15 protein-coding genes are annotated in these 16,731 nt (G+C 58.2%); 6 read left to right on the plus strand and 9 right to left on the minus strand.

Features of this window, described 5'->3' with window-relative positions:
- Positions 1 to 16: 16 nt before the first annotated feature.
- The 3 genes from cobO to GSUB_RS19150 form a co-directional block, all read right to left on the minus strand.
- A complete protein-coding gene (gene cobO, locus GSUB_RS13975) occupies positions 17 to 598 on the minus strand; it encodes a cob(I)yrinic acid a,c-diamide adenosyltransferase (RefSeq protein WP_052464947.1) in 582 nt (193 codons plus the stop codon).
- An 89-nt stretch (positions 599 to 687) separates the two neighbouring features.
- The gene (locus GSUB_RS13980; protein WP_040201352.1) at positions 688 to 2,049 is read right to left on the minus strand and encodes a radical SAM protein; all 1,362 of its coding nucleotides are present in this window, start codon (positions 2,047 to 2,049) and stop codon (positions 688 to 690) included.
- Between the two features lie 205 nt (positions 2,050 to 2,254).
- Entirely contained in the window at positions 2,255 to 2,779 is a 525-nt protein-coding gene (locus GSUB_RS19150; protein ID WP_158414096.1) for an energy transducer TonB, read from the minus strand.
- A 72-nt stretch (positions 2,780 to 2,851) separates the two neighbouring features.
- Between GSUB_RS19150 and GSUB_RS19420 the strand changes: the two genes are divergently transcribed.
- Complete coding sequence (locus GSUB_RS19420; RefSeq protein WP_052464949.1) at positions 2,852 to 3,037, plus strand: hypothetical protein; 186 nt, start codon at positions 2,852 to 2,854, stop codon at positions 3,035 to 3,037.
- 32 nt (positions 3,038 to 3,069) lie between these two features.
- Here the strand turns inward: GSUB_RS19420 and GSUB_RS13990 are convergent, their stop codons facing one another.
- Positions 3,070 to 3,630 carry an ANTAR domain-containing response regulator gene (locus tag GSUB_RS13990; RefSeq protein ID WP_040201353.1) on the minus strand — a complete coding sequence of 187 codons (561 nt, stop codon included), beginning with the start codon at positions 3,628 to 3,630 and terminating at the stop codon, positions 3,070 to 3,072.
- 37 nt (positions 3,631 to 3,667) lie between these two features.
- Positions 3,668 to 4,009 (minus strand): hypothetical protein, encoded by a 342-nt coding sequence (locus GSUB_RS13995; RefSeq protein WP_040201354.1) that lies wholly within the window; start codon positions 4,007 to 4,009, stop codon positions 3,668 to 3,670.
- Positions 4,010 to 4,379: 370 nt separating this feature from the next.
- Between GSUB_RS13995 and GSUB_RS14000 the strand changes: the two genes are divergently transcribed.
- Genes GSUB_RS14000 through GSUB_RS14010 form a run of 3 tightly spaced genes read left to right on the plus strand, consistent with a single transcriptional unit; the run spans position 4,380 to position 10,160 of the window.
- Positions 4,380 to 5,807 carry an efflux transporter outer membrane subunit gene (locus GSUB_RS14000; RefSeq protein WP_040201355.1) on the plus strand — a complete coding sequence of 476 codons (1,428 nt, stop codon included), beginning with the start codon at positions 4,380 to 4,382 and terminating at the stop codon, positions 5,805 to 5,807.
- Complete coding sequence (locus GSUB_RS14005; RefSeq protein WP_084212076.1) at positions 5,767 to 6,972, plus strand: efflux RND transporter periplasmic adaptor subunit; 1,206 nt, start codon at positions 5,767 to 5,769, stop codon at positions 6,970 to 6,972. Before GSUB_RS14000 ends, GSUB_RS14005 begins: the two co-directional genes overlap by 41 nt.
- Positions 6,969 to 10,160, plus strand: coding sequence for an efflux RND transporter permease subunit (locus GSUB_RS14010; RefSeq protein ID WP_052464951.1), 3,192 nt, complete (start codon positions 6,969 to 6,971; stop codon positions 10,158 to 10,160). Before GSUB_RS14005 ends, GSUB_RS14010 begins: the two co-directional genes overlap by 4 nt.
- Before the next feature lie 30 nt (positions 10,161 to 10,190).
- Here the strand turns inward: GSUB_RS14010 and GSUB_RS14015 are convergent, their stop codons facing one another.
- Positions 10,191 to 10,658 carry an FKBP-type peptidyl-prolyl cis-trans isomerase gene (locus GSUB_RS14015; protein ID WP_040201356.1) on the minus strand — a complete coding sequence of 156 codons (468 nt, stop codon included), beginning with the start codon at positions 10,656 to 10,658 and terminating at the stop codon, positions 10,191 to 10,193.
- Between the two features lie 241 nt (positions 10,659 to 10,899).
- Between GSUB_RS14015 and ttcA the strand changes: the two genes are divergently transcribed.
- Both ttcA and GSUB_RS14025 read left to right on the plus strand, forming a co-directional pair.
- Positions 10,900 to 11,661, plus strand: coding sequence for a tRNA 2-thiocytidine(32) synthetase TtcA (ttcA, locus tag GSUB_RS14020; RefSeq protein ID WP_040201357.1), 762 nt, complete (start codon positions 10,900 to 10,902; stop codon positions 11,659 to 11,661).
- 105 nt (positions 11,662 to 11,766) lie between these two features.
- The gene (locus tag GSUB_RS14025) at positions 11,767 to 12,582 is read left to right on the plus strand and encodes a PP2C family protein-serine/threonine phosphatase (RefSeq protein WP_052464952.1); all 816 of its coding nucleotides are present in this window, start codon (positions 11,767 to 11,769) and stop codon (positions 12,580 to 12,582) included.
- 44 nt (positions 12,583 to 12,626) lie between these two features.
- Here the strand turns inward: GSUB_RS14025 and GSUB_RS14030 are convergent, their stop codons facing one another.
- The 3 genes from GSUB_RS14030 to clpB all read right to left on the minus strand — a co-directional run bounded on the left by GSUB_RS14030 (position 12,627) and on the right by clpB (position 16,694).
- Positions 12,627 to 12,902 carry a thioredoxin family protein gene (locus tag GSUB_RS14030; protein WP_040202605.1) on the minus strand — a complete coding sequence of 92 codons (276 nt, stop codon included), beginning with the start codon at positions 12,900 to 12,902 and terminating at the stop codon, positions 12,627 to 12,629.
- Positions 12,903 to 13,044: 142 nt separating this feature from the next.
- Positions 13,045 to 13,896, minus strand: a complete 852-nt coding sequence (locus GSUB_RS14035) for a response regulator (RefSeq protein WP_040201358.1) — start codon at positions 13,894 to 13,896, stop codon at positions 13,045 to 13,047.
- Positions 13,897 to 14,057: 161 nt separating this feature from the next.
- Positions 14,058 to 16,694: an ATP-dependent chaperone ClpB gene (gene clpB, locus GSUB_RS14040; protein ID WP_040201359.1), complete on the minus strand. Its 2,637-nt coding sequence runs from the start codon at positions 16,692 to 16,694 to the stop codon at positions 14,058 to 14,060.
- Positions 16,695 to 16,731: the final 37 nt, after the last annotated feature.

Raw genomic sequence — 16,731 nt, forward strand, 5'->3', positions numbered from 1 at the left:
CCACTCCCCTTAAAAATCAGTAGTCGATTCCCGGCTGCGGCTCGATCCCCTTGCGATAGGCGTGCTTGATCTCGCGCACTTCGCTGACGGTATCGGCCGCCTCAATGACCTCCGGACGGGCATCACGGCCGGTCAGCACCAGGTGCATGGCGGCTGGGCGGTTGCGGATCAATTCAACGACCTGTTCCAGATCGACCAGTTTGAGGTGCACGGCATTGTTGATCTCGTCAAGGATCAGCAGATCACAGTCGCCCCGGGCCATCCTGTCACGTACCAGGTTCAGAGCCTGCTGGGCATTGTCCCGATGCTGCTGCCGCGAGCTGGTATTGCCCTGCAGGCCCAAAAAGCCGCGGCCGGTGGCAACAAGCTCCACCGAATCATCAAGTTTGGCAACGGCATCCCACTCGCCGGCGTGCATGTCCCCTTTCATGAACTGCACAATACACACCTTCAGGCCATGCCCCAGGGCACGGAGCGCCATCCCGAGAGCTGCCGTGGTCTTGCCTTTGCCATGACCGGTAATCACGACCGTCAGTCCTCGGGGATGCTGCGGCTGCAGGCGCTCAAGCTCATCGCTGATCAGACGGCGAAAACTCATAGCGACAGGTTCCTTTCCGTAAATACCTGTGATTATCCGAAGTTAACATGAACCAGGCAGCGCCTCAATCCAATTCCGACACCTTCTCATTATCCATATCGGGCCAGACCGGCCGGGACCTTTTCAAAATCGACCCAGGGCGCCTGATCCAGCAACGTCATAATACGATCGCCCCGGGGGTCGTCACCCAGAAGAGTTTCGGCGCATAAGGGACGTCGTTCCACGATAATTTTAGTGCCCGTTTCCAGGCGCACTTCAACAAAAGGATTGCGATAACTCACCCGTTCAAGCTGCTGCGCGGCCGAATAGATGATGCTGATACCCAGCCCTGGCGTATCCTCACGGGGAAGAAATTCCGCCGGCAGGCTCAGGCGATCACCGGCGCGGTTCAGGCTGTAGCGCTGCGGGTCAACGCCGGCATCTCGCAGGCGTTGAAGCTGGCGCGCCACGGCGGGGGCAGCCCCCTGCAGCGTCAGCGTCCGGATGCAGCCAGCCTCGGTCAGATCCTCCCATCCCTTGATGACGAAAGCAGCATTGCGAAGGCGCGCCGCCTGGCGCTGATAGCGGTTTTTGTAGACAAAACTGCAGTAATTAACGGGCAGATCAATCCCCCGGTCGAGAGATTCCCGGATCAGGTCGAGAGCGGCCAGCTCCGATTCGAGCACGGTCACTTTTTCGCCGTGAAGAAACGTATAGCCGCGCCCCTGAAAGCATTGAAAATTGTAAGGAGTCAGGCGCAGTTGATGAAGATTGAGATGATCCACGCCGCAATCGGCCATTTCGACCAGTTTCTTCCTCATGAGAAGTCGCTCTTCCGGCACGGCAGGGACCTCGACGGTGACCGTCGGAATCCGGCCGACCGCCAACCGCACTTTCTCCAGAGAGTACCCGATAGCACCGATATCGAAACGGATCTCATCAAGACCAGCCTCGCGAAGCCGGGCAATGATTTCTGCATCAACCAGGGTGCCGTTGGTGTAGAGCCAGGTATGCACCCCGGCTCCGTGTCTTTTTTTAACAGCCTCAAGGTAGGCCAGGGTCCGCTCAGGAGTCAGTAGAGGTTCTCCGCCGCTGAAGCTCGCGCCGGTAAAACCAAAGGCGCCGATGTACTCGGCGTAATCCGCCGCATTGCGGAAGGTCAACGCGTTAGTGGTCGGCTCACCGGTATCCTCTTGGCTTGACGGACAGTAAAAACAGCGCGCGTTGCAGCGGCCGTTGATAAACAGGCATGACCAGCGCCCCGCAACGCAGATGGCGCAGCCCGGCGACAGGCGACGGACATCGATCTTGGTGCCGCCGCATCCCAGGCTCGCGCGAGTGCCGATGGCCGCCAGCAACTCACGGCGGTGTGCTTCAGCCTCTTCGGCCTGCTGCGGAGTCGGAAACTTCAGCAGCGGATAACGTTCGCCATATTCGGCGCGATTAAGAGAAACATGATGATCAGTTGTCATAGGGCTCCGTCGGATGAAGAATCCGATAAGGTAATGGTGGCGAAATGCGCGCCGTCCATGTCGCAGGATGGGCGATTATACTCCAGAAGGAAAAAAACGAGGGCGTTTTTTTCGTGAGGGGTGAGGGGTGAGGGGTGAGGGGTGAGGGGTGAGGGGTGAGGGGTGAGGGGTGAGGGGTGAGGGGTGAGGGGTGAGGGGTGAGGGGTCAGCGGCTGAGGGAGAACTCAATGGGGATTTCGCAGGTCAGCGGCTTTTCGCCGAGTTCGGGGGGCGGCGGCGGGAAAGGAGCGGCATTGCGGACCGTAGATAGGGCCGCGCGATCGAGCAGAGGCATGCCTGAGGCGGCAAGCACCTCGCATTCGAGCAGTTCTCCCGAAGGATCGAGGGTAAAGCGCACCACCGCAACCCCCTCCTGTCCGGCCCGGCGCGCAGGGAGGGGATAGCGACGATACTGCGCGATCAGGTTACGCAGGCCCAGCAGATAGTCCTGACGGGCCTGCCGCATCTGCTCCGCCTGGAAGGGGAGCTCTTCCCGTACGGATTCTTCTGCAGCCTGATTCGAGACGGATGCCGATGGCTCCGGCAAAGGCTCCGGCAAAGGCTCCGGCAAAGGCTCCGGCAAAGGCTCCGGCAAAGGCTCCGGCAAAGGCTCCGGCAAAGGCTCCGGCTTAGGCTCCGGCTTAGGCTCCGGCTTAGGCTCCGGCTTAGGCTCTGGCTTGGGCTCTGGCATGGGCTCCGGCATGGGCTCCGGCTTGGGCTCCGGTGTTGGCTCAAACGGATATTCCGGCGGAGCAGAAGGCGCTTGCGCGACCACTTCAATCCTCACGGGTTCTGCCGGCTTCCGACTGGACAAGAGGTTCAACTCAAGTCCGAGCCAAAGCAGCAAACCATGGGCAAGACCCGAAATCAGCAGGAAAAGAAAAATGGCGGAATTGGAGTGATGATTGCGCATGCGGCCCAGATTAAGGCAATTACCGCAGAAAAGTAAATGATGAGCCGCACCGCAGAGAACGGATAGATTCAACCAACCATCAGGATGGCGTCGGCCACTTCCCGCAGGGATTTGCGCTTGTCCATGGCCATTTTCTGCATTTTGCGATACGCCTCGGACTCACTCATCCCCTTCTGGATCAGGAGACCTTTGGCCTTTTCGATATTTTTGCGGATCTCCAGGGTTTCGCGCAGCGACTCGACCTCCTGTCGCAAGGACGAGATTTCCATGAAATGGTGGATCGCCAGGTCGGCAGCAGGAAATAGCTGCTCGCCGCGAAAGGGCTTGACCAGATAGCTCATCACTCCCGCAAGGCGTGCGCGCTCTACTGTTTCGGCATCGGCGGTGCCTGTCAGAAGAACTATCGGTGCCGGCGCCTGACTGCCTATTTTTTCAGCAGCCCTGATGCCGTCAAGCACAGGCATGGAGACATCCATGACCACCAGCAGCGGCCGGTTCGCCACGGCCAGGTTCACCGCTTCTTCACCGTTGCCGGCTTCAACGACCCGTTCAAAACCGTACTGATCAAGGGTTTCGGCCACCTGTCTTCGAATCAGGGGCTCATCATCCACCACAAGAGCGGTCTTCATGGTCCACCTCCAGTCATTATCGTGCGATCTTAAATTTTCAAGCTTGCACAACAGATGCCGAAAAGGTCAATGGGTTGAGCGGTCCCGGTCGGATCCGCCCTGATGACGAAAGGTCCAGTGAAAAAAAGGCTCGCCGTAACCAGAGTTGCGGCGGAGCCAGCGTGGTGGAAACCGCTTTGGCGAGCGAGGATTGAATAAAGCTGAAGCCCGTGTAACATATCACCAGTGCGAGGGAGAACAGGCGCGGGCCGCGCCCGACAACGGCGGCCATAATGATAAATCCCGCCGCCAGCAGCCCCAGCCCCGTATGGACCATGGCCACGCTGCCGCGGCGATCGGCCAGCCGCCCACCGAGAAAACCGAGCAACGCGGCGCTCAAAGCGCGGATCGCCCGCGCAGGATTGGGAAGAGGTTTTACTCATCAAAGATTTCCCTGGCGCAGAGGATCGGTCACAGGAACGGATAACAGCCTCCATTCACCGGCGGCATCCCCCGCCCGGCTTCTTTTGTCAATTCAACGCCTCGACCTCTGGGCCCATGCGGAACAATTGAAAAGAGTTTATATTGGTCTGTCTCATATAAATTTTGACTTGACCGGAGGTTGCCGGGTTCGTTTAAATCAATCTGATGTCCTTTCAACAAAATTCTGCCTCCGGTTTTCCTTTGCGAAGACACTCTTTCCATCCCGTTAAGGCGAGATGTTCAGAAACGCAAATTTCCGTTTTTCCCCTGTCCGGGGAGGATAAGCCATGACCATCCGCTTTCTTTCAGCGCTGACGGCTCTGCTGGTCTTTGTCGGCTGCTCTCCGCACCAGATGCGGACCGTTACCCCGCCCGCGCCACTCCCACCGTCATTCAGCCAGTTCCACGAAGGGGAATTGGAAGAACGCTGGTGGCTGGCCTTCAATGACCCGCAGCTCACGCAACTCATTGAGGTGGCCTTCAAGCACAACCGCGACCTGGCCCAGGCAATGGCGCGCCTGGAACAGGCCGAGGCACTTGTCGACATCAACCAGGCCGCGCGGATGCCTTCTCTCGACCTGCAGGGGCAGGCAAAGCGGGAGAAAATGCCAGGCATTCTTGGCGACCATACCGGCAACAGCTCAATGCTGTCGCTGTCTGCCGCTTTTGAACCCGATATCTGGCAGAAACTGGGCAGCCAGGTACACAGCGCAGAACTATCGCGCGATGCCGCCCGGGAAGATGTCAAAACTTTCTTTCTGACACTGGCGGCCCGGGTGGGTGATTTTTACTACCTCGCCGCAGAGCAGAAGGCCCAGCTTGAATTGACCGACCAGACCATTGAATCTTTTGCCGAAACCCTGTCGCGGGTTGAGCAGCGCTACCGCCAGGGGCTGGTTCCTGCGCTCGATGTCTACCAGTCTCGCCAGAATCTTGCCACGGCAAAAGCACGCCGTCCCCAGTACGAACAAGGCCTGGCCGAGGCGCGTCATGCCCTGGCGGTGCTGCTCGGCCGCTACCCGGGCGATCTTCCCGCAGGCAGCATCGTCTCCCTGCCGGCAGCGCCTGAATCCTTTCCCTCCGGGCTGCCGTCCCAACTGCTGACCCGCCGCCCCGACATCCGTGCGGCCCTGGCCCGGGTCGAGGCATCCGATGCGGATGTGGCAAGTGCGGTGGCGGACCGTTTTCCTTCCCTGAACCTGCTGGCCGATTACGGCCGATCCCGCTCATCCACCAGCAGCGGGATTATCACGGGGGATTTCTGGAGTCTGATCCTTAACGCCGCCATGCCGCTATTCGACGCGGGACGCCGCAAGGCCGAAGTCGCCCGCAATGAAGCCCGGTTTCGCGAGCAGCTGGCAGGCTATCACAACTCTGTCCTGATTGCGTTTCAGGAAGTGGAAGACGCTTTGAGCGCCAACCATACCACGGAGCGACGCATCTCACGCCTGCAGGAACAGGTGGACGCTACAGAAGCCTCGCTCAGGGTCGCTCTCGACCGCTACACGTTCGGACTGTCCGATTATCTGCCGGTGCTGACTGCTCAGACCGCTCAATTCACCGCCCAGAGCGAACTTTTGAGCGCTCGCCGCCAGTTGCTGAGCGATCGTATCACGCTCGCCCGGTCTCTTGGCGGTCAATGGCCGCAGGAGACCCTGGCCAGGCTGAAAAACAATGACGAACTACAAAAAATGGACGCCCGCTATGCGCCTTAAAGCTTTTTTCCTGAAAATCGCGCTTCCGCTGATCATTCTCACCCTCGGCGGCTTCGCCATGGTTGCCCTGATCGGCAGCCGGGAAGCCCCTCAACGCGAACAAACCGCGGTGGCAGGTGCATTAGTCGAAACAATGAAAGCACGCCGCAGCACACACCGCGTGACCATCATCGCCACCGGCACCGTCCAGACCAGAAACGAGGCCGCCCTCGCCCCACAGGTCAGCGGCCGCATCGTGAAGACCTCGCCCGACCTGCTGGTGGGAGGTCTGTTTGAAGAGGGCGATTTACTGTTCGCCATCGAGAATGCTGATTATCGCCTCGCCGTGCAGAGGGCGCAGGCCGCTCTTACCCGTGCACAGCTTGACCTGCGGACGATGCAGGGGCAGGCGCGCATTGCCCGCCGGGAGTGGGAACGCCTCGGGCTGGACGGCGATCCCGATCCGCTGGTCCTCTATGAGCCGCAGTTGGAAAGCGCCCGTGCGGATGTCAATTCGGCGCAGGCCCAGCTGGACCAGGCTCTGCTCGACCTGGAAAGAACCCGCATCAATGCCCCTTTCAACGGCCGCATCGCGCGCAAGGAAGTAGACCGTGGGCAATATATCAATGCCGGCAGCACAGCAGTGCTGTTCGCCGGGACCGACCGGGCCGAAGTGATCGTCCCCCTGCCCATTGAGGATCTCGCCCGTCTGGACATCCCCCGCCCCGGTACCGAACGCGCCGGCTCGGAAGCCCTGGTTCGTCTGCGCATGGGAAATGTCTCTTTTGAATGGAACGGCCGTATTGAACGCTCGCTGGGGGAAGTCGATCCCCAGGGACGCATGGCACGAGTTGTGGCGGATATCACTGACCCTTACAACCTCAAGCAGACCTGGCCTGCGGAAAATCCATCCCTGGAGCCCGGCATGTTCGTAACCGTCCATTTAAAAGGCCAGCACCTCGACGACGTCGTCCCTCTTCCCCGCAAGGCGCTGCGCTCCAATGACAGCGTCTGGATCGCGTCAGAACAAAGCACTCTGGAGATCCGTCCGGTCGAGGTGGTTCACCGCGAAGAACAGACTGTTTATGTGCGCGGAGAAATCGAAGAGGGCGACCGGATTATCCTGACGCCCCTGCCTGGCGCGGCCGCAGGGATGAAACTGCGACAAAGGGATGAAAGCCGATGAAAAACGCCATTCGCTGGATGGCTGTCAATCATGTGGCGGCCAATCTTCTCATGCTGGTCTTCATCATCGGCGGACTGATCCTGGCGGGGTCGATCAAGCAGGAAGTTTTCCCGGAGGTCTCCCTCGACATCATTCAGGTCAGCGTCGCCTACCCCGGCGCCGGCCCGGAAGAGATCGAGGACGGCATCATTCTTCAGATTGAAGATGTGCTCACCGAACTCGACGGCATCCGCGAAATCCGCGCCACCGCCAGCGAAGGGGTGGGCACGGTCAGTGCTGAACTGAGCAGCGGCGAAAATCCCGACCTTCTCCTTCAGGACGTCAAAAGCGTGGTCGATCGCATCACCACCTTCCCGGAGGATTCGGAAAAGCCGGTCATCATCAAACTTCTCAACCGACGCGAGGTCATCTCGCTTGTGATCTACGGCGATCTGTCCGAGCGCAGCCTGCGCGAGCGTGCGGAACAACTGCGCGACGAACTGCTCGAGTACGAGGACATCACCCAGGTCAGTTTCGGCGGTGTGCGCCCCTACGAAATCTCCATCGAGATTCCAGAAGAAAACCTGCGTCGCTACAATCTGACTCTCGATGAAGTGGCGGCGCGCATCCGCCGCGCCTCTCTCGACCTGCCTGCCGGCTCTATCAAGACCGAAGGGGGCGAAATTCTTCTGCGCACCAAAGAGCGCAGATATTTCGGCCCCGGTTACGCCGATATTGTGATCCTCAGCGATGCGGACGGCACCCTGGTGCGGCTGGAAGACATCGCCCAGGTGAAGGACACCTTTCGTGAAACCGACGAGTTCGCCCACTTCGACGGGCAGCCCGCCGCCATGATCAAAGTCTACCGCGTCGGCGACCAGAAACCGACGGAGATCTCCGAGACGGTCAAGACGTTCGTGGAGGAGAAACAGTCTCAAATGCCACCCTCCGTGCATCTCGCCACCTGGAACGATAGCTCCGAGATGCTTGAGAGCCGCATGAACCTGCTGATCAAAAACGCCATGATCGGGCTGGTGCTGGTTTCGCTGATTCTTGGTCTCTTTCTCGAAATCAGGCTGGCATTGTGGGCCATGCTGGGCATCCCCATCTCGTTTCTCGGTGCCATGCTTTTCATGCCGGCGATGGGCCTCTCCATCAACATGATCTCTCTATTCGCCTTCATCATGGCGCTGGGTGTGGTGGTCGATGATGCGATTGTGGTGGGCGAAAACATCTACGATCATCGAAAACGCGATAAACCCTATCTGCGGGCGGCGATCGACGGTGCCCAGGAAGTGGCCCAACCCGTCATTTTTTCTATTCTGACCACGGTGACCGCCTTTCTTCCGCTGGTTTTCGTCTCCGGCATGATGGGCAAATTCATCAACGAGATCCCCCTGGTGGTCATCACCATCCTGCTGATTTCGCTGGTCGAATGCCTCTTCGTTCTGCCGGCGCACCTCGGCCTCGGCGGGCCGCGCCCCGTCGAAAGAGGGATCTTCGGATGGATCGATCGAAGGCGGCGCGCTTTCGGCAACAGGCTCGACCGCTTTGTTAATGGACCATTCAAAAGGTTTCTGACTCTTTGCCTCAAAAGTCGTCAGATCACCCTCGCTGCGGCCCTCGCCATTCTGATGCTAAGTATGGGGCTGGTCGGCGGCGGCTTTGTAAAATTTCTGTTCATGCCCACCGTCGACTCGGACGTCATTCTGGTCAATCTTGAAATGCCGGAAGGCACAACGGTGGAGCACACGACACGGGTTCAGGATCTGATCGTGTCAAAAGGGCTCGAAACCGTCGAACAAATCGACCGCGAGCATGCCGGAGAATCCGGAGTTCTTCGCAGCATCTACGCAGTGGTGGGTGGCACCATGGACCAGGGCGGCCCCAACCCGGCCGAGGGTGCGAGCGGTGCCCATCTGTCGGATATCGCCATGTTTCTGCAGCCCAGTGAAAAACGCGACATTCGCGCCGTTGAAATCGGCAATCGCTGGCGTGATGCGGTGGGAGAAATTCCAGGGATCGAGCAGCTGACCTTCAAATCAAACCTGGTGATGCTCGGTGCCAATATCGATATTCAGCTGGCGCATCAGAGTCTGCAGGTCCTGGAAGAGGCGGCGGAGAAGCTCAAGCAGGATCTGTCCTCGTATCCCGGAGTGGCGGACATCGTCGACAACTACAGCGAAGGCAAGCGGGAATTGAAGCTGACCCTGACGCCAGAGGCCCGCTCTCTCGGCATTGCCGAGGAGGATCTGGGGAGGCAGGTCCGCGCGGCCTTTTACGGCGCTGAAGCCCTGCGCCTGCAGCGCGGACGCAATGAGGTTAAGGTCATGGTGCGCTACCCTGAGGAGGATCGCCGCAGCCTCCAGGGGCTTGAGGATCTGCGCATCCGCGTTCCGGGCGGCGGCGAAATGCCGCTGAACCAGGCCGCCTTCATCGAACAGGGCAGAGGTTACAGCCAGATTCATCGCACCGATCGCAAGCGGGTGCTCAACGTCAGCGCCGATGTGAATGAAAATATCGGCAATTCCAATGAAATCCTGGCCGACTTGCGTGCAACTACCATGCAGCGGCTGCAGAGTGATTATCCGGGCCTGACCTATGACCTGGCGGGAGAGGAGAAAGAACGGCGTGAATCGGTGGAAAGCATGAAAACGGGATTCATGCTGGCGCTGATGGGCATCTACGCCCTACTGGCAGTAGCCTTCCGCAGCTACAGCCAACCGCTGCTGATCATGGCGGCCATCCCTTTTGGTGTGGTCGGTGCCATTCTCGGTCATCTGATCATGGGCTTTGATTTAACCATCCTGAGCATGTTCGGCATCGTCGCCCTGTCGGGAGTCGTGGTCAACGACTCACTGCTGCTGATCGACCGGATCAACAACAATCGACGTGAAGGCACCGACCTGCTTCAGGCAGTCGTCGACGGCGGCACGCGGCGTTTTCGTCCGATCCTTCTCACCTCGCTTACCACTTTTTTCGGTCTGGCGCCGATGATTCTGGAGAAAAGCATGCAGGCCCAGTTCCTGATCCCCATGGCCATCAGCCTGGGGTTCGGCATCCTGTTCGCTACCGGTATCACCCTGTTGCTGATCCCGGCGCTGTACCTGGCGCTTGAGGACGTTCGCCGCCTGTTCAACCTGCCTGAAGTCCATGCCGATCATGCTGCGAGTGTCGCGAGGAATGAGGAGGAGGAGGCAGTGGGGTGATCCTCCCCACTGCCCGGTGTGGTACAGCTTTCAGTTCATGGTGGGGGGAGCCGGCTTGTCTTTGGGGTCTTTTTTAACTTCAAGCAGTTCGATCTCGAAGGTCAGGTTGCGCCCCGCCAGTGGGTGATTGCCGTCAAGAGTCACGGTTTCATCGTCCACGCCTGTGACCATGACCGTGAATTTGGGCCCTTCAGCCGGGGTCACTTCAAGCTGGCGGCCGACCTGCAGCGGCACATCGTCGGGCAGCATGCTGCGCTCGACCTTCTCAATCAGATCCTCTCGACGGGGGCCGTAGGCTTTGTCCGGACTGACTGAAGCGGTCTTTCTGCCCCCCTGGTACATGCCGATCACCGCTTCCTCGAAACCGGGGATGACTTCCCCGCGGCCGACGATGAATTTAAGCGGCCGATCCTCCGGCGACGCATCGAAAACAGTGCCGTCATCAAGACGCCCGGTATATTTGACCTTAATGGTATCTCCCTGGTCCGCACGAATCATGTTTGCCTCCCGCTATGAGTAAAATTGCTCTGTTGATAACCCGGACGGTACTGGATTGTCAAATTCTCAGAACTCCCATGAGAACACCTATCCGCAAAGCTGTCGGCCAAAAAACTTGCAATTTTCAGCCAGATCCCGAAAATTACTTCTTTGATTACTGCCGCCATCACAGACAACGACCAGGATCGGATCCCCACATACCGGGTGTCGGTCTCATTGCCGTTTCTCCAGGAGCCGTAGAGTGTTTTTCAGCAACGATCCTCTTTTTCGCCGCATCAAGCGTTCGACCGGACGCGCCATTGGAGATTTCAATCTGATCGAAGAAGGCGACCGCATCGCTATCGGCATTTCGGGGGGCAAGGATTCCTACACCCTGCTGCACGCTCTGGAGGCCTTGCGCCGCAAGGCCCCCATTCGCTATGAGTTGATTCCGGTGACCATCGATGCGGGCTTCCCCGGGTTCCGATCCGACGTGATCAAGGGCCACCTGCAGGAGCACAACCTGGACCTGCAGGTGGAAATGACGGATTGTCACGGCATCATTGAGCAAAAGTTGCGCCCCGGCACCTCTTTCTGTGCTTTCTGCGCCCGATTGAGACGCGGAGCACTCTATTCACTGGCCGACAGGCTCAATTGCAACAAGCTCGCCCTGGGCCATCATCTCGATGATTTCATTGAAACCCTGCTGCTCAATCAGTTCTACATCGGGCGCCTGGCCGCCATGAGCCCCAAGCTGCTCGCCGACAATGGCCGTCACACGGTCATCCGCCCGATGGTCTATGTTGAGGAAAGTGATATTTCGTCCTTTTCCCAACGCTATGAGCTGCCGGTGGTGGACTGCTCCTGCCCCATGGCGGGACAGGGGGACCTCAAGCGCCAGCGGATGAAAGAACTGGTCAACGAATTGGCCGCGGAAAATCCTCACCTGCGCGGCAGCATCCTGCATGCCATGGGCCGGGTCGAACCGCGCCATCTTCTGGACCGGACATTGAAGCAATTCTGACGAGACCCTTCTCCGGCCCGAAGAATTTTTCTCCCCCAGTGGACATTTCACAACTTGTTCTTACAATTAGGGGGATGAAAGTCACTTCTTCCACTCAGAGGACGCATGAACTGTGAATGCGGCGGAAACCTGGAAATCACCCTGGCCCGCAATGTCCAGCAACTTCTTTTCCCTAAAAGCTCGCCGATCTGCGACTGGTGCTGCCTTGGGGTCAAGAACCGCATGGCGCGCGGCCTTGGGGGCGACTTCTTTGATTTCCTGACCATGCCAGACGGCTGCCAGGCGGTGATTCTGGGCGATGTCACCGGACACGGACTACACGCATCGGTGGTCATGTCCCTGCTCTACGGTTATCTGCACCGCTGCAGTCTCAATAATTTTTCACCTCTGGAAACGGTGCTGGAAACCAATCATTTTCTCCAATCTTTTGCCGAGCGCTCACAGAAATACGACCACTTTTTCTCCGCAACCCTTTTCTTCGGAAGCATTCACCCCAAAAACCTGGAGATGCAGTATATCAACTGCGGCAATCTGCCTCCCCTGGTAAAACGCGGAGAACATCTGTTCACCCTGAACTCCACCGGCCCGCCCATCGGTTTTTTCGACCAGCCGGAGATCGAGCTGCGCACCTTCGATTTTGAGAAAAACGATCGCCTGCTGCTCTACACCGACGGCATCGCCGAGGCGGTCAACTGTGAAAAGACCCCCTTCGGCCTGCGGCGCCTGAGTCAGATCCTGATGAACACCGACCTGAACTACCTCGACTTCCTGGAACACATTTTCGAGGAGATGAATCGCTTCGGAACCCCCGACCCGCCGGAAGACGACTGTACCGCCATCGTGATGGATTTTCATGAATTCATGCCGCCGGTCAGAAGCGAACCCGGCGGCGTCCCACAAAAAAAAGCCTCCACCGCATAAACGGGGAGGCTCGGTTCAGAAAACTTCAAATATTTTTTTCAGGCTCAGGCTACATTCTGCATTCTTTTGAGATAACGGGGACGTTCACGCAGAATGCGCTCGACTTCATCGACACTCGGCACGCGTCCCGCAACACGCAGCACATCATCCACCAGCAACGCAGGCGACACATACACCCGGTTGTCGATCATCTTGCGACGGTCACGAAACAGATGTACTTCGGCTTCCATGCCGAGATTGTCCAGGGCTTCACGAACCACGGCCAGAGCGCGTTCGCACTTCTTGCCGCCTTCGGGCTTGCATAGAACATCAATTCTCATGGTGTCCTCCCTTCCGGCCATTAATGACCTCTTTGGTCATATTACACACCAAACTGGGAGCAGGCAAGAAAAAACGCAACGTTTCGGCCTCACTACGGGGGGCACTTACAAACGCAGTCACAGAATTGGATATTGGAAAGAATCAGCTACGGGCAGGCGGCGTCTCGCCGTAAGTCATTTTCAGGGCACGGCGCACCCGGGCCGTCAGACGCACCGGGTTGACCGGCTTAGCGATAAAGTCAAAGTAGCCCATATCAAGCAGTTGGGCTTCTTCTTCAGCCGTGGATTTGGAGGACATGGCCATCACGGGAATTCGGGCAGTGGTCGATTGATTTTTGAGGGCCCGGAACATTTCATACCCGTCCATGCGGGGCATGATCGTGTCGCTGATAATGAGATGAGGCTTATTCTGATGCGCCATCTTGAGACCTTCGGCGCCGTTTTCAGCCTGCAGGACGGTATACCCCTGCTTGCGCAACGCGGCGGCAGTGGCCGCCCGGGCCAGTTCCTGGTCCTCGACCACCAGAATCACCCACCAGTCCGAGCTGTCTTCTTCTTCCGAGGAAAAATAAAACTTTTCGACTGCCGCCTGAATCTCCGACGGCGTGGTCACACAGGGAATGATCTTGAGCCCCGAACCGAAAGTCAGGTTGTCGATGGTCGTCATATCCAGGGGGTTGACCATAGCGAGATAGAGATTTTTATCCTGGCGCTTAATGGGAAAAATCATCTTTTCCAGCGCCGTAGCGCCATCGATCTGGGCCAGCAGATCTTCAGAAAATGAATGGCGGGTCAGCCCGCTGACCGTCTTATATCCGAACTGGCGCGCCAGTACAACGGCGATGTCTTTTTCCGATACGACGCCGAGTTCTTCAAGAATCTGCCCCAACCGTTTGCGGGATCCTTTCTGCATCTCCAGCGCCTGCGCCAACTGATCCTCTTTGACGGCGCCAGCCTCAACCAGAATTTCTCCAAAACGTTTGCGACGACTCATATCAACAACTCCTGAACGTGCACGACTCTCGATATAAAATAAATTTAATCATATTGCTGTTTAAATTGAAATGCAAAACATTATTTGCATTGTTCCAAAAAAAAGCCCCTGCTTCGCAGTCTGGCGAAACAGGGGGCTCTTTGATTGGTGCCGGCCTGACATCAGGCTTCCTCGGGGGCGTCCTCCTCCGGGTTTTCGTGCTCAACCCTCAGCTGACCGTCGGCTGCGTCGATCGTAATAACTGCGCCGTCCCGAATATCTCCGCCGATAATGGCCCTGCCGATGCGCGTCTCCAGACCGTGCTGAAGATAACGCTTGAGAGGGCGGGCGCCGTAAACCGGATCATAGGCGGTTTCGGCAATGAAGGTCCGGGCGGCATCGGTCAGATTCAGTTGCAGGTGACGGCTCGCCAACCGCTTGCGCAGATCCTCGACCTGGAGATCGACAATCTGCTTGATCTCCTCGACGGTCAGGGGCGAGAAGAGCACCACGTCATCCACCCGGTTGAGAAATTCAGGGCGGAAATGCGCCCGCAGCTCTTTCATCACCAGATCCCGGGACTGATCCCTGATATGCCCCTGGTCGTCGACGCCTTCCAGCAGGTACTGACTGCCGATATTGCTGGTCATGATGATCACGGTATTTTTAAAGTCGACCGTACGCCCCTGGGCGTCGGTGACCCTGCCGTCGTCAAGAATCTGCAGCAGCACGTTGAATACATCGTTATGGGCCTTTTCGATCTCGTCGAAGAGAATGACGCTGTAGGGTTTGCGCCGTACCGCTTCGGTGAGCTGCCCCCCCTCTTCGTAGCCGACATAGCCGGGCGGTGCACCGACAAGGCGACTGACGGTATGCTTCTCCATGTACTCGGACATGTCGATACGCACCATATTGTCCTCGCTGTCGAACAGTGCCTCTGCCAGGGTACGGGCCAGTTCGGTCTTGCCCACCCCGGTGGGACCGAGAAAGATAAAGGAGCCGATAGGACGGCGAGGATCTTTGATGCCGGCCCGCGCACGAATGACCGCATCAGCCACCAGTTGCACCGCCTCATCCTGCCCGATGACGCGGCGATGGAGAACTTTATCGAGCTTCAACAGCTTCTCGCGCTCTCCTTCCACCAGGCGGGTCACGGGGATGCCGGTCCAGCGGGAGATAATTTCGGCGATTTCCTCCTCCGTGACCTCTTCACGCAGTAGCCGGGGACCTCCTTTATCGGCACTGATGGCCGCTTCCTGTTCATGCAGCTGCCTCTCCAGCTCGGGCAGTCGCCCATGCTTGAGTTCCGCAGCCCGATTGAGGTTGTATTCACGCTCCGCAACCTCGATCTCCTGACGCACCTTTTCGATCTGCTCCCGCAGGGATTGAACCTTCTTGATCCCCTCCTTTTCCGCGTCCCATTGGGCGCGCAGAGTGTCGGCCTGATGCTTGAGTTCGGCCAGCTCCTTGCGCAGGGCTTCCAGCCGGTCCTGGCTGGCGCGGTCCTTCTCCTTTTTAAGGGCCGCCTCCTCGATCTCGAGCTGCATTACGCGGCGCGTGACCTCGTCAAGTTCCTGGGGCATGGAATCAATTTCCGTGCGGATCATAGCGCAGGCTTCGTCGACCAGGTCGATGGCCTTGTCCGGCAGGAAGCGATCGGAAATATAGCGGTGACTCAGGGACGAAGCCGCAACCAAGGCATTATCATGAATGGCAACGCCGTGATGAACCTCGAAACGATCCTTGAGCCCGCGCAGAATGGAAACCGTGTCCTCCACCGTCGGCTGGTCGACCACTACCGGCTGGAAACGCCTCTCGAGAGCCGCATCTTTTTCAATGTATTTGCGATATTCATCGAGAGTGGTAGCCCCGATGCAGTGTAGCTCGCCTCGCGCCAGCATGGGTTTGAGCATGTTGCCCGCGTCCATGGAGCCTTCGGCCTTGCCGGCGCCGACGATGGTATGCAGCTCGTCGATGAAAAGCAGGATACGCCCTTCACTCTCGCGGATTTCATTGAGAACCGCCTTGAGGCGCTCTTCGAACTCGCCGCGATATTTTGCGCCGGCGACCAGAGAACCCATATCGAGGGCAAAGATGGTCTTCTCCTTGAGTCCTTCAGGGACGTCTCCACGCACGATGCGCTGAGCAAGTCCTTCGACGATGGCGGTCTTGCCGACGCCGGGTTCGCCGATCAGCACCGGGTTGTTCTTGGTCTTGCGGGACAGAATGCGGATCACCCGGCGGATCTCTCCGTCGCGTCCGATGACCGGATCGAGTTTGCCCTTCTGGACCTCTTCCACCAGATCGCGTCCGTATTTCTGCAACGCCTCATAGGTTCCTTCGGGATCGGCGCTGGAGACACGCTGATGGCCGCGAATCGAGGTCAAAGCCTGCAGAAGGCCATCACGCGTGACATTGAACTGCTTGAAGATCTTCCCCGCGGGGGTGGAGCCCCCCTCTTCCACCATAGCCAGCGCGATGTGCTCGACGCTGACATAATCATCCTTGAGGCGTTTGGCTTCTTCCTCGGCCTTGATCAGGATGCGGTTGAAACGCTGGGTCACATAGATCTTGCCGGCTTCAACGCCCGGACCTGAAACGCTGGGTCGGCGCTCAAGCTCCTTTTTCAGTTCGGCGGCAAAGCTTGCAACCGGCACATCCATTTTAGTCAACAGGCGCGGAACAAGCCCGCCTTCCTGCTCCAAAAGCGCCGCCAGCAGATGCTCGCCGTCCACTTCGATGTGGCCATGAGTGAGCGCCTTATTCTGCGCCTGCTGCAGCGCTTCCTGGGTTTTACTGGTCAATTTGTTGAAATCCATATGGAATCCCCTTTCAAAATTCTGACTTCAAGGTTTT

It is taken from the genome of Geoalkalibacter subterraneus (genome assembly GCF_000827125.1).
Lineage (GTDB): Bacteria > Desulfobacterota > Desulfuromonadia > Desulfuromonadales > Geoalkalibacteraceae > Geoalkalibacter_A > Geoalkalibacter_A subterraneus.

Bases quoted from the DNA above. Each gene is read 5' to 3' on its own strand.
- cobO (WP_052464947.1), bottom strand. From the start codon at position 598: ATGAGTTTTCGCCGTCTGATCAGCGATGAGCTTGAGCGCCTGCAGCCG.
- GSUB_RS13980 (WP_040201352.1), bottom strand. From the start codon at position 2,049: ATGACAACTGATCATCATGTTTCTCTTAATCGCGCCGAATATGGCGAA.
- GSUB_RS19150 (WP_158414096.1), bottom strand. From the start codon at position 2,779: ATGCCAGAGCCCAAGCCAGAGCCTAAGCCGGAGCCTAAGCCGGAGCCT.
- GSUB_RS13990 (WP_040201353.1), bottom strand. From the start codon at position 3,630: ATGAAGACCGCTCTTGTGGTGGATGATGAGCCCCTGATTCGAAGACAG.
- GSUB_RS14000 (WP_040201355.1), top strand. From the start codon at position 4,380: ATGACCATCCGCTTTCTTTCAGCGCTGACGGCTCTGCTGGTCTTTGTC.
- GSUB_RS14005 (WP_084212076.1), top strand. From the start codon at position 5,767: ATGACGAACTACAAAAAATGGACGCCCGCTATGCGCCTTAAAGCTTTT.
- GSUB_RS14010 (WP_052464951.1), top strand. From the start codon at position 6,969: ATGAAAAACGCCATTCGCTGGATGGCTGTCAATCATGTGGCGGCCAAT.
- GSUB_RS14015 (WP_040201356.1), bottom strand. From the start codon at position 10,658: ATGATTCGTGCGGACCAGGGAGATACCATTAAGGTCAAATATACCGGG.
- GSUB_RS14025 (WP_052464952.1), top strand. From the start codon at position 11,767: ATGAACTGTGAATGCGGCGGAAACCTGGAAATCACCCTGGCCCGCAAT.
- GSUB_RS14030 (WP_040202605.1), bottom strand. From the start codon at position 12,902: ATGAGAATTGATGTTCTATGCAAGCCCGAAGGCGGCAAGAAGTGCGAA.
- GSUB_RS14035 (WP_040201358.1), bottom strand. From the start codon at position 13,896: ATGAGTCGTCGCAAACGTTTTGGAGAAATTCTGGTTGAGGCTGGCGCC.
- clpB (WP_040201359.1), bottom strand. From the start codon at position 16,694: ATGGATTTCAACAAATTGACCAGTAAAACCCAGGAAGCGCTGCAGCAG.